Annotated in this window: 9 protein-coding genes; all 9 read right to left on the bottom strand. The window is 40.1% G+C overall.

The window, feature by feature from the left end; translation table 11 throughout:
- Positions 1 to 91: 91 nt before the first annotated feature.
- The 9 genes from FZF08_RS14160 to FZF08_RS14120 all read right to left on the bottom strand — a co-directional run bounded on the left by FZF08_RS14160 (position 92) and on the right by FZF08_RS14120 (position 16,477).
- Complete coding sequence (locus tag FZF08_RS14160) at positions 92 to 3,214, bottom strand: efflux RND transporter permease subunit (protein WP_200837085.1); 3,123 nt, start codon at positions 3,212 to 3,214, stop codon at positions 92 to 94.
- Between the two features lie 103 nt (positions 3,215 to 3,317).
- Positions 3,318 to 4,364 carry an efflux RND transporter periplasmic adaptor subunit gene (locus FZF08_RS14155; protein ID WP_159469815.1) on the bottom strand — a complete coding sequence of 349 codons (1,047 nt, stop codon included), beginning with the start codon at positions 4,362 to 4,364 and terminating at the stop codon, positions 3,318 to 3,320.
- Positions 4,365 to 4,685: 321 nt separating this feature from the next.
- Positions 4,686 to 5,594: an AraC family transcriptional regulator gene (locus FZF08_RS14150; protein ID WP_159469814.1), complete on the bottom strand. Its 909-nt coding sequence runs from the start codon at positions 5,592 to 5,594 to the stop codon at positions 4,686 to 4,688.
- A gap of 234 nt (positions 5,595 to 5,828) precedes the next feature.
- Positions 5,829 to 6,971, bottom strand: a complete 1,143-nt coding sequence (locus FZF08_RS14145; protein WP_159469813.1) for an acyltransferase family protein — start codon at positions 6,969 to 6,971, stop codon at positions 5,829 to 5,831.
- A gap of 3 nt (positions 6,972 to 6,974) precedes the next feature.
- On the bottom strand, positions 6,975 to 9,236 hold the full coding sequence (locus tag FZF08_RS14140) for an alpha-N-acetylglucosaminidase (protein WP_229216529.1): 2,262 nt from the start codon (positions 9,234 to 9,236) through the stop codon (positions 6,975 to 6,977).
- A gap of 133 nt (positions 9,237 to 9,369) precedes the next feature.
- Positions 9,370 to 10,986, bottom strand: a complete 1,617-nt coding sequence (locus FZF08_RS14135; RefSeq protein ID WP_159469812.1) for a RagB/SusD family nutrient uptake outer membrane protein — start codon at positions 10,984 to 10,986, stop codon at positions 9,370 to 9,372.
- Positions 10,987 to 11,002: 16 nt separating this feature from the next.
- Positions 11,003 to 14,266 (bottom strand): TonB-dependent receptor, encoded by a 3,264-nt coding sequence (locus FZF08_RS14130; protein WP_200837084.1) that lies wholly within the window; start codon positions 14,264 to 14,266, stop codon positions 11,003 to 11,005.
- Between the two features lie 272 nt (positions 14,267 to 14,538).
- Positions 14,539 to 15,708 carry a FecR family protein gene (locus FZF08_RS14125; protein ID WP_159469811.1) on the bottom strand — a complete coding sequence of 390 codons (1,170 nt, stop codon included), beginning with the start codon at positions 15,706 to 15,708 and terminating at the stop codon, positions 14,539 to 14,541.
- A 172-nt stretch (positions 15,709 to 15,880) separates the two neighbouring features.
- The gene (locus FZF08_RS14120) at positions 15,881 to 16,477 is read right to left on the bottom strand and encodes an RNA polymerase sigma factor (RefSeq protein ID WP_159469810.1); all 597 of its coding nucleotides are present in this window, start codon (positions 16,475 to 16,477) and stop codon (positions 15,881 to 15,883) included.
- Between the last annotated feature and the right edge of the window lie 401 nt (positions 16,478 to 16,878).

The raw sequence follows: 16,878 nt of genomic DNA, 5'->3' as shown, positions 1-16,878 counted from the left end.
ACAGGTTTCAAGTTTGATAAAATTGAAAGTGGCGACGGATCTGCCGCCACTTTCAATAAGCACTACTCGTACATTATAAACCTTGATCAATTTATGCGTGTGATGGCTTGTACTGAATATGCCCGCTTTCTGGCTGTGGCATTTCAGGCTCTGGTACTGGTTTTATAAACCGGTAGTACAAAACCGGTACAACAAATAATGTCAGGATCATGGAAACAATTAACCCGAATGCGAGCACACTTCCCAACGGTCCCCACATCGGCGATTTGCTCACGATCATTGGTACCACACCTACGGCAGCAGCCGCTGATGTAAGGAAAATCGGTCGCATCCTTCTTTTTGCTGCGGCAAGAGCGGCGGCTTTTATGGTATATCCATGTTCAATAACAAGCTCATCTGCATAGTCTACCAGGATGATACCATTCCTTACCACGATTCCGATCAGACTGATAATACCCATGAAGGCTGTAAAACCCATTGGATTTCCTGTAACGTAAAGTCCAAGAAAAGCACCCAGAAGACTCAATGGAAAGGTTGCCAGAATGATCAGTGTTTTCCCAAAATTCTTGAACTGGAAAAGTAACGTCAGGAAAATCAATATCAAACTCACACCAAGCGAAACGCCCATACCAGGGGCACTTTCTCCACTCGATTCCAGCTCTCCGCCATAGCCGATTCTAATTCCATCGGGCAATTCCAGTTTATTTATTTCAGGTAAAACATCGGCCATAATCCTTGAAGCTTTTGTTCCCAACTGCGCTTCTGAGAGAATTGTCAGCGTACGCAGTCCGTTTCTGTGTGCAAGTGTTCCTGTATGCCATGCAGGAACAAGTTCAGCAACTTCTTTCAAAGGCACTTTTCCTCCGTATTGCGTACTCACATAAAGATTTGCGAGGTCATTAAAATTCTTCCGGCTTGCATCGTCCAGCCGCATAAAAATATCGACAGGCTTATCCCCTTCCCAAAGTGTAGACACCGAATAACCTTTTAAACCAGCACCCGCAGTTTGTGTAATTACCTGATTTGAAACACCCAAACGGCTTGCAACGTCTTCTTTGATTTTCAGCGTTACACCCATGTAATCCTGTTCATAATCGCTGCGGACCCAGTTTGTTCCAGGATGTTTTTCAAGTATTCCGGCAATTTGTTCCGATACACGTTTCTGATTATTCAGATTATTTCCAATCACCCTTACCTCTATTGGCGAACCGGCCTGCATACTAAGTTGCTTGATACGGACATATCCATCCGGTACAATGCCATCAAACCTCGAAAGATATTCTTTCACCATTTCATTTGTCGCTTCCGGACTTGTGGTAGTAATAAATATCTGCGCGAAATTTCTTCTTGGTACTTCCGGCGCATAGGTCATTTGAAAACGCGGTGAACTTGTACCGACAAAACTGGAAAGTCCAGCTACTCTTTTGTCTTCTTTTAGTATATTTTCAACCTTTTTGACAACACCTTCCGTTGTTGAAAGAGAACTTCCACTTGGCAACCAGACCTCGATATTAAACTGATTTCTTTCCGATGTCGGGAAAAACTCCTGCTCTACATTCGCTGCCGTTAAAAAGGCAAGGCAAACAGAAAGTACTGCTGCGACCATCGTAGCTTTGGGCCACCGGAAACAAAATTCTACGCCGATGTTGAACATATTTTGCAAGTAATCCAGCAAACTTTTTTTCGGGGGCCGGTCACTCACTTGGTGTTTAAGTCCTTTTTTGATAAATACATAACACATATACGGCGTCAACAGCAAGGCCACAAGCATGGAAGCGATCAGCGCGACCGCAATAGTCAACGGCAAGGCCGCAATGAAATCCTTTGTGATACCGTCCAGAAAAAAGGCAAGCGGTGCAAAGGCAAAAATAATGGCAAGCGTCGCCGTAAAAATAGGAAGCGACAATTGTGTAGCCGACTGCCAGGCCGCCGTCCAGGGTGTTACGCCTTCATCCAGTTTTTCTATATAATTATCAACAACGACGATCGCATTATCGACCACCATTCCCAAAACGATAATCAATGCCGCCAGCGTAACCTGATGCAGTTCAATACCCATAATATTGATAATCCCGAACGTGATGGCAATGGAAATTGGCGCAGCTACCGATGCAATAGACGCTACGCGGAACGGAAGCAAAAACATCACCACCAGAATAACAGCCAAAATGGCAATACCAAATTCCACCATAAAGTGCGAAATACTATCGCCCACAACTTTTGGCTGGTCAACGATCGTTGTCACTTTTACGTCTTCGGGAAGGCCGGACCGAATTTCTTTGATCTTAGCCTGGACCACATCTCCGAATTTCACAATATTATTTCCAGGCTGCATTTCGATACTAAGCATCATTACTTTGTCCTCACCCATACGGATATACGACGACACTTCTTCATAACGTCTTTCGATCGCAGCAACATCTTTCAAACGGACCACGGTGCCGCCAGGATTACTATAAACGATCTGGTTTGCGATATCGGATTCTGTCTTGAAATTACTATTGGCAAAAATCGGAATGTTGTTCGCAGCAATCGTTAATTCCCCGGAATAGCCCGTTACATTTTGTAATTGTAAGGCTCTTGCCAAAACGGACACATCAAAACCATACTGACGTAATTTATCATTATCAACTTTGATATAAATCTGCTGTTTCTGCCCTCCTGTCCTGTTTATTTTAGAAACCGTCGGAATTGTTTTCAGGCCATCTTCCAGTTCATCAAGGTATTTTTCAATTTCAGCATAACTTCTTTTCGGCGAAGAAACGGTGATCATTTGAGCCACTACATCACCGAAATTACTATTTACAATAGGCCCAAGAACACCCTGAGGTAATACCGACCGCATATTCATATTCAAACCATGCTGTAATGTTGACCAGAATTTCTTCCTGTCTTTTACACTGGTGTGCAACTCAACCGTAATAAAAACCTGCCCGTCTTTTGTAGACGACTTGGTTTTATCTTTTCTGATTTCTTCAAATGAAAACAGGTACTGCTCAATTTTGTTGGTGACCTGCTTTTCCATCTGCACTTCATCAGCACCCGGATAAAAAGCCATGACCATCGCTACCGGCATGTCAATTTTCGGATCCTCACTGCGCGGCATATTCAGCAGGGCATTGATTCCAAGCACAATCAGAAGTAAAGTAACGACGATCGTCACTTGCTTATACTTCATCGAAGCTTCTATAAAATTCATTTTATGCTTTTCCATTTACGATTACGGATTTTTTGAGGTTGTAGGGTTACAGCCGTTGCAGACCAATGCTGCCTCAGAAAATAAAAAATTCCTCACTTTTTATTGCAATACAAAACGACTATAAAGTTACCGAAGCACCATCTTTCAGACGGGTTTGCCCGGTTACGACAACCTTGTCTCCCTCTTGAAGCCCTTCCGAAATAATCACATCGTTCCCTTGTACACCCGAAGCGGTAATTCTCTTGCGTATCGCTTTCTGATTTGCGTCCGCAACGTAAACGTATGTGATATCATCTGCGTCACGAATCACTGCAGTGGCCGGAATTGTTATAGCATTCATGGAAGCACCCGTGGATATTTTTGTTTGTGTGATCATGCCTGGTAAAAGTTTACCACCGGGGTTTTTAAGCTGAACCTTCACTGAATATGTTTTGGTAGCGGGATCGGCTTGCGGATTAATAATCACAATTTTCCCTAAAAACTCCTGATTCAAAGTTCCTATAAAAACTTTTGCATTTTGTCCTTTCACAACTTTTCCTATTTCACTTTCCGGGACAGACACTTTTGCATAAACAAGATCCGTTTTTATAATGGTAAAAGCAGGAACTCCCGGAGCCGCCATGGCACCTTTTTCGATAGATTTGGCTGTAATAATACCCGACATCGGCGCGTACAATTTGGCATCATTTACCCTTTTAACAGAAAGATTTTTATTTGCTTTTGCCTGAGCGACCTTTGTTTTTATCTCAATAAAATCCTTGGCGGGCAAGCTCCCTTTCTGGTATAAACCGCTGAGGCGTGTAAACATATCTTCCGCCTGCTCCAAACCGGCATTTGCAATCAACATGGCATTATCGTATTCAGTTGCATCAATAGTGGCCAAAAGCTGACCGGCATTTACAAACTGGCCTTCACTTACCCGAACGGAATTTACGGTACCCGGTACTGAAAACCCAATTGCCACCGAATTATCGGCTTCAATGGTTCCTGAAAAACTTAATTCTTCTTCCTCTCCGTGACTTTCAATTTGCTGAACTGTCACTTTAACTGCACTCTGTTTGATCTTTTTCTCTTCTTTTGCTGTACAACCTGCCAGAAAAATGGTGAAGAATGCAAAGATAAAAACGGGTGTAATAGTCGATTTAATAAACTTGCTTTTTTTCATTTTCAAACTTTGGAATAACTATAAAGTTGGGTTTGCAAAATTGGACGCAGCAGCGTTTACATAAAAGGTTCGAAGATCGGTTTGATTGGTCTAAAAGTCGGTTATCATATATTGGGGAGGATAGATAACGATTACGTTATTTTCATATTTTGGATAATGATATGAAAAGAAAAATCTTTAAAAAAAACCAAAGAAACATGATTAAGTATTCAGAAAGTAAATTAACAACTATTTATTTCTTGTTGAAGTACAAATAAGTCGACCTGTTTACCTAAACCCACTTTCTATACATTTGGTAAAATTGTCGCCCATTTAATCGGACTATTGCAGGGTGCTACGGTACTTCTTAGGAGAAATACCCTCATGTCTTTTGAAAAACTTACCAAAAAATGACTGATCATTAAAATTGAGCAAATTTGCTGTTTCACTAATACTTAAAGATGGATTTCCAAGCAGAAATCTGGCTTCGAGCATAACAATGTTGTCAATAATTTCGCCGGCGTTTTTTCCTGTAAGTTCTTTGATCGTTTCCGTGAGATATTTTGGTGTAATATTCAACTGTTCAGCATACTGGCTTACACTTCTTTGATGTCTGAAATTCTTTTGAACCAGTAACATAAATTCCATAGCCAAATTCTCCTTTCTGGAAAAATATGGATTCACAGGTTCTGCATAAATTTTACTCAATCCTCCGATCTCATAAAGAAATGTCTGAAAAACAGTGTATAATAATTCCTTCCCAAAAGGATGTCCTTTCAAGCCATTTTTTCTGTTATGCATATCTCCCATGAGCCTGAGTACCATTTCTGCATCATTTTCAGCTATGTTCCAATAAGGAGAAAATTTCGATGAAAAATATTCAAATAAGTCTGCTGTAAGATTTGGAACCGCTATTTTATTCAAAAAATCAGCGGTGAAACTTACAATCGAGACTGTTGCTTCGGGACTTGCTTCAACCAATTGTTTCAATGCATTTGGGGGTGCCAAAATCAATCCATTGGTTATAAGATTATATTTTTTAAGATTGATGCTGAATGTAACAAAACCGCTCGTGACAACACAAATAACCATATAGTCAGTCCTGAAATGGCCTTCTATAAAATCATCCGTTTTTATTTTCTCATCCAAATTCACTGAAAATCCAACGATCGCCGCATCAGTTTCCGACGAAAAAGACTGCATCAGCTCAGCATGTTTATGAATTGTCGTGATTTGTTTTTTTGGAAGCATTGAATTTTAAAGTCAGTTGCACAAAACTAATTGGTTAATTGCAAAAACGATGAACAACCCTTTACAAATTAAAATAAGTTGATAACAAGCATTACGCTTTTTACATCCATTTAATAAAAACGCTAACAGACAAGGCAGTCTGTCCGACTCCTAAAAAAGACGCCGGACGGATAAAACCTAATAGCAAAAAATCAAAATGTAAGATTTTAATCAAAAATGCCGTATCCGTTTTCTTCAAACTTTTAAAAACAATTTGTTCCGGTAAAGAAAATACAGGAAAACAAGCTCCACAATTATTACTGAGATTGACTTTAACAAAACATGAAATGGCTCTGCGGCCTGATTTATTAATCCACCGAAAATAAAATCCGCCGTATACCCAAAATTTAATACACCTTCAACAGCCATATAAATCACAATGGAATTCATACCGATCAGAAGAAATGGGGAAGTCCATTTTTTCCAGCCGAGTACATCAATAAGGAGATAAAACAGTGCAAAAAATGCAATACTATATCCTCCTACAAACAACACAAACGAACTGCTCCACAATCTTTTATTAATAGGGAACACACAATCCCATGCAAGGCCGAGTAAGATAAAAAGTGCCGCCGCCAAAAGCAGGAAATACACCATTTTTAAAGGATCATAGCGTTTTTCCTTCACAAATGTACCTGTAAATATTCCCAGTAAACCTGTCGCAATGGCTGGAATGGTTGATAAAATACCTTCCGGATCGTGCACTTTACTATGTAATTTACCAGGTAAAAAAAGCCTGTCGATATAAGATTCCAGCGAGCCTTCCATCGTCAGATTTCCGGCACCAAAACCAGGAACCGGAATAAAAACCATTGCCAACCAGTAACCGATCAAAAGGAAACAAAACCAGATAATCTGTTTTTTTAGATTGAAATTTAGATAAATCATTCCTGCAAAAAACCAGGCGATACCAATCCGTCCAAGAACGCTCGCAAACCGGGTATTCTCAAAACCGTTAAATTTAAAAAGGCCATTAACAATCAATCCCAAAAAGATCAAAATCAAGGTACGCCTGATCATGGTTTTATACAGCTGCTTCTTCACGTCAACCGGAAGTTCATAAACATATTGAACGCCTGAAACATCCAGTTTTTTACCAAAAGAAAAGGGCATGGAAACGCCTGATATAAAGAGAAAAAGCGGAAAAATCATATCATAAAAAGTGCAGCCGTTCCAAACGGTATGGTGCATCTGCGCGGATAGCCACAACATTACCGGCCAGCCGGTTATTTCTGCCAGACTATGAATGATATGCTCTCCTCCAATTATCCAGAACATGTCAAAACCGCGCAAAACGTCCAGAGAAACGAGGCGCGTTGAACCTGAATTTTTATTCATTAGTTAGTTTTTTCGTTGCGTATTTCTGTAAGCCGCATCCATTTTTGAGCGGTATTTTGCATGAAGTTTTATAGCAGTTTCAATACTGTTTCCATTTGCTGTTACCGGAAAATCCTTTTGCGTTTTCACCCAGTCCCACTCCCATTCCGAAATTGTTTTTTCAAAAGATTTATAGTCCGGCTGCTTTTTACTTTCCATAGATTGGTTTAACATGACAAAGAATTTTTGCCAGCGCACTTTGTAAAAATCATTAAGCAACCCGCTCCATTGACGGTTCGAATATTCATGTAATGGACTGTTTGCATCACCCCAGAGCGTGATCAGATCTCTTGCATTTTGTTCGTAAAGTGCCTTTTCCTCTGCATTTGTCCCCCATTTACGGGCATCAGAAATCCATGGCCCCAGCAAAAAATCCTTTCTGGTCGCGAGCAGCCTATCCATATCCGAGATCAGTTCCAGAAACTGCTGACTGTATTTTTGAAAAGCGACTTTGTCATTATTTTTAAAAGCGATCACCCAGTTTTTTTGGACGACAAGTGCATAATTGGCCAATACCTGCCGGGAAATATCCGTAATATCATATTGAAAACCATCTGCCTTTGTTCCGTTTTTAGCTGATTTGATAAAAAGATCCCAAGCTGGCAGAAGGTCATCTGGCAGGTAATTCAGTTTTGTCCTCGTCCATATTGTCGTTGAATCCAGCGTTGGCCTGCCGGTAATAATTGATTCTGCACCGTCGCGGATATCTTTTCCGTTATAAACCGTTTTTCTCAAAATCTGCCAGGCTTCTGTCAGATCAGAATCGTCTTTTCCATACCTGTTTCTTGCATATTTTTTCAACCAGCTGTTCAATTCAATAGGCGCAGTCTGCCAGGTATGCTCCATCATCAGCTCATAAATGGCAGGATTTTGTTCAATGGCCTCCATGGTAAGACCGATACCTTCCAGTCTTTTTTTGTCCGGACTGTTCCAGGCCTCAGATGGTCCGCTGGCTACGCCTTCCATCCGGCCAAATAAATTGACATTTCCACCAAAATTATTGAGCATATTCCAAATCCAGGGTTTGCCATAAAATGCACCTGTTCTTTTCCAAACCGGCTCAATTTCTGCTGCCAGATCCAGCAGTATCATTTTATCATCCGGAACTGCTTTGAGCAAGGCCTCAATTTGCGGCGCTTTCCAGAATTTCCTGTCGCTGTAAAAAAGCCAGCCCTGCATGACCCAAACAGCTTCCGGATCGGCCTGTTTCATTCCATCGTAAATTCTTTCACTCAGTTTTGAAAGATATTCAGGATCATCCGTTGGCGGTTCGTTTTCATTAAAAGTATCGGCAGAATAAAGATGATCAGTACCATACAAGTCTGTCTGTTTGGCGAGAAACTTCTTTCCGATTTCAGCAAAAAGCGGATCCTGTGAATCCAGGATATATGTATCACCAAAGCCATTTGTCCAGTTGGTAGCTTTGAGCTGAGCATTCGGAAATTTCTTTTTAAAAGCTGCCGGAACATGTCCTGTAAAAGCCGGTAATACCGGTTTCATTCCCAGTTCACGTTCTCGTTTTACAATTTGCTGTTGCAAAGTTTTATGGCTTTCCATCCATTTCAGAGGCAAAGGTCCACCCCAACCATCCAGATTACCCATCCAAAACCAGCCAAAATAAGCTGGACCACTGAAAAAATCTTTCAGATCAGTTTCTGTAAAACCCATGTCTTTGTAAACTTCCAGCCAGGTATATTCTTCGCCTGTAATGGCCAGCGGCATATTAATTCCGTGTAAAGCCATCCAGTCAATTTCCTTTTGCCATCTTTCCCAATCCCACCAACTCATGCTATAATTGAATGTGCAATAATTCAGGTTATAGCGGTAATTGTAGACAGTTGCTTTTTTGATTTTCCCTGCAACTTCGGGCAGTTTTTTTGGTAGATTTAAATTGGTACCGTTCCAGGTAATTTGGCAGTGTGCATATTCTGTCAGATAATGATATAAAGCAGAAGCCACCGCTACACCACTTGATCCACGCAATACGATTTTTCCATTTTTACTTTCAATTTCAAACTCGTCTTTGCCAGATTTGGAAATCAATTCCTCCACTTCAAAATTAGATGCATGTAAGGGAATAACTCTCCCAATGAGCGACTTACCTGAATTTACAATATTTTGCGCTTTAACTATTTGTGCCGATAACAGAAGGCACATGACCAGACAAAGCCGGTTAACTCTCTTCAAAAAATGAAGAGAAAAACAACCTTTTCGGATGATATTCATTTGTAGTTTATTGTAGAAAAGTGTTCGAAACGGGAAGATGCAAGGATATAGCTTCTATTCTTCAAAAGCGTTTCACAGAATTAATCGGGATAAAAATATACTCCGTAACTTTTTAGCTACGGAGTATATTTTCTTAATAACCAGGATTTTGTTTCAATGTAGGATTCAGCTGTAAAGCGACTCTCGGAATTGGGAAAATACGGTGATTAATATCAGTATCCGTTTTAAAACCCCATTTCCCTTCATATTTCCCGAAACGGATCATATCATTTCTATGCCATCCCTCCCATGCAAATTCACGGGTTCTTTCCGCGTACAAATATTCAAGATCAACGCTGGCCAATGGCGCAGCGGTTGTTCTTTCTGCCCTAAGCTGATTAACAAGCGTCAAAGGAGAATCTCCCAATGTTGCTGCTCCGCCTCTAAGAATTGCTTCCGCCTTCATCAAAACGATATCCGAATAGCGGAAAATCGGAATATCGTTGTTTTGATTTCTGTTTAAAGAAGTAGCATCCGGGAAAAACTTGATGTTGCGATACCCCATGTGCCAGGCGATTTCATCATTTCCGGCATCAAATGCAGATACATTTTGTCTCAGCGTTACATCTGGCGTCAGGTTTACCTGATAAGTATATGCCGCAGAAGGAGCATCACCTTTGTAAAACTGATCGTAACCAATATTGGTCGTTGTAACATTTACCGGGGTAACACCGTCGCTCATGAATTGCAGGCCCGTCAACCATTGTCCGTTTCTAACATCTGCTTTATCATTAAAGTAAGCATAGTATTCGGGCAGGGTACTTGCACATCCGGCAGGCGTGAAAGGCAGACTGAACTTTTTAACTTCACTTCTCGGAACATCATATCGGGATCTGTTATTTACAGATCTAAACGGAAATGTATTGGTAGTAGCAGGATCATACGGAATGGCGAAAATAAATTCCTTCATCTGAGGGCCATTCGTTGGATAAAACATTTTAAGATAACTGCTTTTTGGTTCCAGCGCATACAAACCCGAAGCCCTTATTTTGTCGCAGGCTGCAATACAATCATCGTAACGTTTCGTGCCGGTATAGTACTCAGCATTCAGATACATTTTCGCAAGTAGCGCATAGGCTGTCCATTTATTGGCACGGCCATAAGTCGCAACTCCCGAAACATCACTTAGATTAGGAATTGCATTTTTTATTTCCTTTTCAATAAAATTGAATACTTCAACCCGGGACGCATTGGTCCGCGGTGTAAAATCACCGTACAAGGTATCGATAGGCACGTTTCCAAAATTATCCATCATCATGAAATAAGAAAAAGCTCTCACCATTCTCATCTCGGACAGACCAGTCTGCTTATCCGGACCTTCCGGCATTTTTGCCTGTAAAATTGAAATCGTCTGATTTGAGACGCCAATGATGGTCGACAACCAAGTCCAGTTTCCATTGATATAAGTATTATCAACGGTCCAGTTGTGGTAGTGAAATGTCTGATTTTGTCCACCATCGTACCAGTTTCCACCACGGGCAGGCATGATACCTTCGTCCGTTGTATATGACTGCTGCTGAAAATATTCTGCTCCAAAGTTACCTCTCAAAGCTACATAGGCAGGACCGGATGCCGAAATAAATTGTTCTGTTGTCGTAGGAAATACATCCGTTGTCAACTCAGTGGTTACGGGCACATCCAGGTCGTGGCACGAAACCATGACGGAGGCTATTAACACTGAAAAAAGTACATTTATGTATGATCTTTTCATGATTCAAATTTTAAAATTAGATTGAAATATTCACCCCAAATAAAAATGTACGGGTCTTTGGATAGAAGTTATTATAATCCACACCCGGAGCTATACCGCCCTGATTTACTTCCGGATCAACGCCTGTGTATTTCGTTATTACAAAGAGGTTGTTAACCGAAGTATAAATCCGTAGATTTTTAACGAACGAGCCCAGATTTTTGAAGTTATATCCCAAGGTAGCATTGTCCAATCTTACAAAACTTCCGTTTTCCAAAAAGCGGGATGAATAAAAATAGGCATTGATATCTTTCACCGATTCGTTTCCGGCATCTCTCAGGATATTAGAATATTGAGCCGTATTTGGCCTGAATAAATCGGCGCGTGTTGCATTGAATATTTTATTACCAAATGCTCCTCTGACAAAAATATTCAAGTCTAAATTCTTGTATTTGAAGTTGTTATTCCAGCCCATAAGTAATTTAGGCTGTGAGCTTCCCAAATAGTGATAATCTTTTCCAACGATGGGTGCAGTTGTCAAACTACCATCTCCTGCCAGAAATTGCGATACACCATTATCATTTTTCCCTGCATATTGAAAAGAGAAAAACTGACCAAGAGGCTTACCGGACTTCAAAATCTGTAAAGATCGGCCGGACTGTCCACCACCTTCCGGGCGAGAAAGAAGAACCGAATCTCCTCCGGCAAATAATGGATTTGATAAGCTGGTGATGACGTTTTTATTGTGTGCAAGGTTCACACTTGATGTCCAGTCAAAATTACTTTTGGAAATCAGTTTTGCCGTTACATTGAATTCGATACCCTTATTATTTACACTTCCTCCGTTGGCAACGATCGTACCGGAAGGAACAAGAATTGGATCAACCGTGTAAGAATAGATCATTCCCGTTGTGTTTTTGTCATATAATTCCAACGATCCGCTCACTTTATTTCCCAGAATAGAAAAGTCGACACCTAAGTTAGCTGTGGCTGTTTTCTCCCACTTCAAATTCGGATTTTCAGATTTGGTCGGCCCATAAGCACCTGTCAGTGAACCATTATAGTAGTAAGTACCAAGGCTACCCGATATAAATTTAGAGGTATATGCATTGAAACCCGTTGCATTTCCAGTCACACCATAACTAGCCCGAAGTTTCAAATCAGAGAATAAAGTCTGGCTTTCCATAAAATTCTCCTGACTGATTCTCCAGGCCGCTCCCACAGAAGGAAAATAGCCCCATTGATTGTTTTGACCAAAAACAGAACTACCATCTCTTCTGATCGATCCCTGTAAGAGATATTTACTTTTGTAGTTATAATTAAATCTTGCAAAATCAGATATAAGCTGTGTTTCCTGATACACTCCATCAGGCCCCAAATTAATCTGATAGCCGGAAATACCATAAGGATTACTCAGCGCAAGGTTATTATAGCTAATATTATCTACTGGTAAGTTACTGGTTGTCACCTGAAATCCCTGTCCAATTTTATTATTCTGCCATGAATATCCAACGACCGCATTGATCGAGTGGTCACCAAATTCTTTATTCCAGGTCAAATAAGTCTCTAAAATCTTGTTTGAATTCTGGTATGAACTTCTGCTCGCCTGACCATTCTTACCAAATACCTGCACGCCGTGAAATCCTACACCCGGATCCGGATTATCGTACATATTGTTGTAATTGGTCGTAAAATATTTGTTGTAATACGAACCCTGCAATGTATTTGAATTCAGGTACGAAAGATTCAAATTGTAAGTTAAACCAAACGGAAGTTCAAGCTGGGTTTTAAAACTACCTACAAGATTATTGGTTTTCGTGTTCATCTCACTATTATTCAACATCGCAACCGGATTATAATAGTTGGTATGCTGGAAATTTTCAAAATAAGTGCCGTCTGCATTCTTAATTGGCGATACCGGCAAATACAACGCCGATTGAAGCAATACTGTATTTCTGTACGGAATATCGTCGGCATTACTATTTGAATTTGTAACAGAAATCCCAAATTTCAATTTATCCTTCAATGCCAATTGTTCAATACCAAGGCGTCCAATTATTCTCTGCAATGAACTATTAAGCAAAATACCTTCCTTTTTCACAAAGTTTAAACTGGCACTATATGTCGTGTGCTCGGTTCCGCCATTGAACGAAAGGTTATGATTTGTAGAAATCGCCGTTTTCTTCTGAATGGCTGACTGCCAATCGGTACTTGCACCTTTGTCATCCGCAGGAGCAAATCCGATCCCATTTTTATCTAAAAAAGCTCTCAATTCACCTGCACTCATCATGTCCAGTTTGTTGGAAACTTTTTCAATGCCGATGTATGAGTTGTACGAAATTTGAGATTGCCCAGGTTTACCTTTTTTTGTGGTAACCATAATCACCCCATTCGCCGCTCTGTTTCCATATATAGCTGTCGCTGCGGCATCTTTCAAAACATCAATCGAAGCAATATCGTCCGGTGCAATTGTAGAAATATCCGCTCCCGGCACACCGTCTATTACATAAAATGGACCTTGTGCACTATTAATTGTTGACGCACCTCGCATTACTACCGCAGACGGTTTGTTTGGATCGCCGCTGGCTGTGATATTTAATCCAGGAACTTTTCCCTGCAAAAGCTGACCAACATCTGTAATTGCACCTTTGTTAAGTTCTTCTGTTTTAATCGTACTTACAGCGCTGGACAAGTTTTTACGCGATTGCTGGCCGTAACCAACAACAGCCACTTCGTTCAAAGTCGTATTACTTTCAGTCATAGAAACAGACATATTGCTCTGTTTTCCAACCAGGACTTCTTTGGTATTAAAACCAATGTAGGAGAAAACCAGAACATCGGTATCTGCTGCGTTCACCGTAAAATTACCTTCTGTATCTGTGGTAGTACCCAGCTTACTGGCTTTCACAATAACAGTAACCCCAATAAGCGGCTTACCATCAGAACCCAGTACCTGGCCTTTAATTATTTCCAGAATCTGTTTTACCGGTACTACATTTTTTATTGTCTTTTTGGCCTGTAATACAACCGTCTGATCTACAATAGCATATTCAAATGGTTGGTTTTTCAAACATTTCGCCAGAGCATCTTCCAGATTGCTGTCTTTGATGGCAATTGTTACCTTTTCAGATTTCTGCATCAATTCGGTTTTATACCAAAATGAATAGCCACTTTGTCTTTGAATGTCTTTAAGCACTTTTTCCAAAGAAGCGTTTTGCGCCACAAGCGTAATTTTCTGTGCAGAGCTGCTGGCGCTTACCTGCAAACAAAAAGCCAGCGAAAAAATAAAGATCAGTTTCATAACCAAAATAGTTCTGGTTGGTAGGAAGCGGGCATACCTGTCGCCTATATACGATAGTCCCCGCCTCTTTTGGATAAAAGAGTTGTGATTCATACTTTTGTTGTTGGGTTGGTACTAAACGGTTTGAGATAATTGTTAAGTAATGCTGACTCATTTGAGAAGCGGGAGCGGTCGCAACGTTCCCGTTCTTTTTTGCTTTGTAAAAAGCCTGTGAGACAACACCAGTTTTCCTAAAATGTAAAGGTGTCTAATTTGTCATAAGCTGATCCGGGTTATGGTGTTACAATGATTGATTTTCCTTCGATTCTAAATTTTACGCCGCTGAGTGATAATATTTTTAAGACTTTCGAAACATTGGCATTTCGGGGTAACCGCCCTGTAAAATGTTCCCGGCTCAGATTTCCCTCATACCTGATATCCACATCATACCAACGGGAAACCTGCCGCATGATACTTTCCAGATTATCATCTTCAAACTGAAAATATCCCGTTTTCCATGCCATTTCTTTATCGGTATCCACATCATCCAAAACTCTTATATTTTCAGATGTGCTTGTTAGACGAGCCTGTTGGCCAGGTGCCAGCATTGCCGATTTACCGGCCTTGGTTACTTTGACCGATCCTTGCAAAAGTGTTGCTTTCATCACTTTTTCATCCGGATAGGCCATTACATTAAAATGGGTACCCAGTACGACAACTTCTGCATCGTTGGCTTTTACGATAAATGGCATTTTAGCATTATGGGTTACCTCGAAATAAACTTCACCTGTAATTTCTACACGCCGTTCTTTTCCGGCAAATGAAGTTGGAAACCTTAAACTGGAAGCAGCATTCAGCCAAACTTTTGAACCATCCGGCAAAACGATTTGATATTGTCCGCCTTTTGGTGTCGTTACTGTATTGTAAACAATGGCCTCCGCGGCCTTATTATTTGATTTATAAACCAATTCACCTTTCCCTGATTTTATAATATTCGAATTTCCCTGATCCGCCAGATTTCCGTTTCCTGCACTATCCAGAATAATATTCGATCCGTCGCCCAATGTAAGAACTGCCCTATTTCCGCCCGGAACGATATCTGCAACGAGCGTAGAAGGAATATTTTTCATCGCCATTTTATTCTTTTCCCGAATACCCGACCACCAGTATATCCCAATTGCCATAATCAAAACTGCGGCGACAGCGATTTTGGCCCAAAGTTGAGAAGTAGAAATATCATCCTCTTCGTAAAATTCGTAGGGTTGAGGTTTTTCCTTTTCCGGAAAAATAGAATTTAAAATCCTGTCCGAAACATGATCCGGCATCTTCAGCTCACTATCAAACTTATCCCATGCATTTTCCAGAATTACGGATAATTTGTCATCGGGGTTTTCCTTGATCCAGATAGCTAGTTCATGTTTTTCAGCTACGTTACACGCATTTCTAAAAAATTTTTCCGTCAAAAAATTAATCCGGCTTGAATGCATAAAATATATCCCAATCCTGTCAAGTACTTATTTTAATTTCGGGATAAGCGATTTTAATTCAATAAAAATCAAGTCAATATCAGGTATCACCAAATAAAAGACAAATGGCAGAAACGAAGGGACTAGTGAGGAAGGAAAAAAAATGAAATTATTTTTTGACGGAGATTATCGCAGCTACCAGGAACATCGTATCCGCATGTTTACGAAGCTGCGTACGAATTGTCGACATTGCCTGAACAATGTGGTTTTTTACCGTATTGGGAGATATTTTAAGCAGATTGGCAATTTCGTCGTGCGTCCTTCCCTCTTCCCTGCTTAAATGATAAACCGCTTTTTGCTGTGGAGGTAGTTTTTCCAAAATATCACCAAGAATTTTTTCTACGTCTTTCAAGGCAACAATTTCCTGGGTATCGTTATGCCCAACCGGATTCTGGTGAAAAAGCTCAGCCATGATCAGCGTTTCATGAGCCATTCTTTTAAAATGATTAATCACCTGGTTTTTCGACATTCTGAAAAGATAGCTTCCAAAATTATCAATGGAACTCAATGAATGATGGTCGCTCCAAAGTTTCATAAAAACATCCTGGACAATATCTTCAGCCAGCATTTCCGATTCGGTCAGTCTCAAAACATAAGCGTACAACTTGCTTTTATACATATGAAAAAGTGTTGAAAATGCCCCCTGATCAGCCTGGGACGCAAGTACAAGCAATTCTTTTTCATGATGTAAAGCCTGAATTAGCACAATCGGTTACAATTAGTATAAAACATAATAAAATTCAAAAGAATCAATATTTTATTTTGCAAACAGTACAAACATATTAATTACTTATTACAATAAACATAAATTGCAGATTTATATAAAAATTTACTTTTTAAAAATTAATGCTAACCGGTCGTTTTCTAAATAATTCCGGCAGTGACAAATCTGATTAAAACATCATTTCAAAAGTGAATTATGCGCAAAAGGTTAATTACGATCACCTTATATCAACTTTTTCTTATTTAAAACCACAGGTTACAAGTTGAATAAGAAAACTTAAATAGGGTTATAAATCAGCAATGCAGGGATTACGGTTAAAACCCATTTGTTCCAAAGAACTCCCTCTGGAACGGAATTTATAATATTATATTTTTATAAGGTTT

This window comes from Dyadobacter sp. 3J3, from assembly GCF_009801115.1.
Taxonomy (GTDB): Bacteria; Bacteroidota; Bacteroidia; order Cytophagales; family Spirosomataceae; genus Dyadobacter.
The sequence above is the reverse complement of the archived record's forward strand: the minus strand, read 5'-3'. Positions and strand labels throughout refer to the sequence as shown.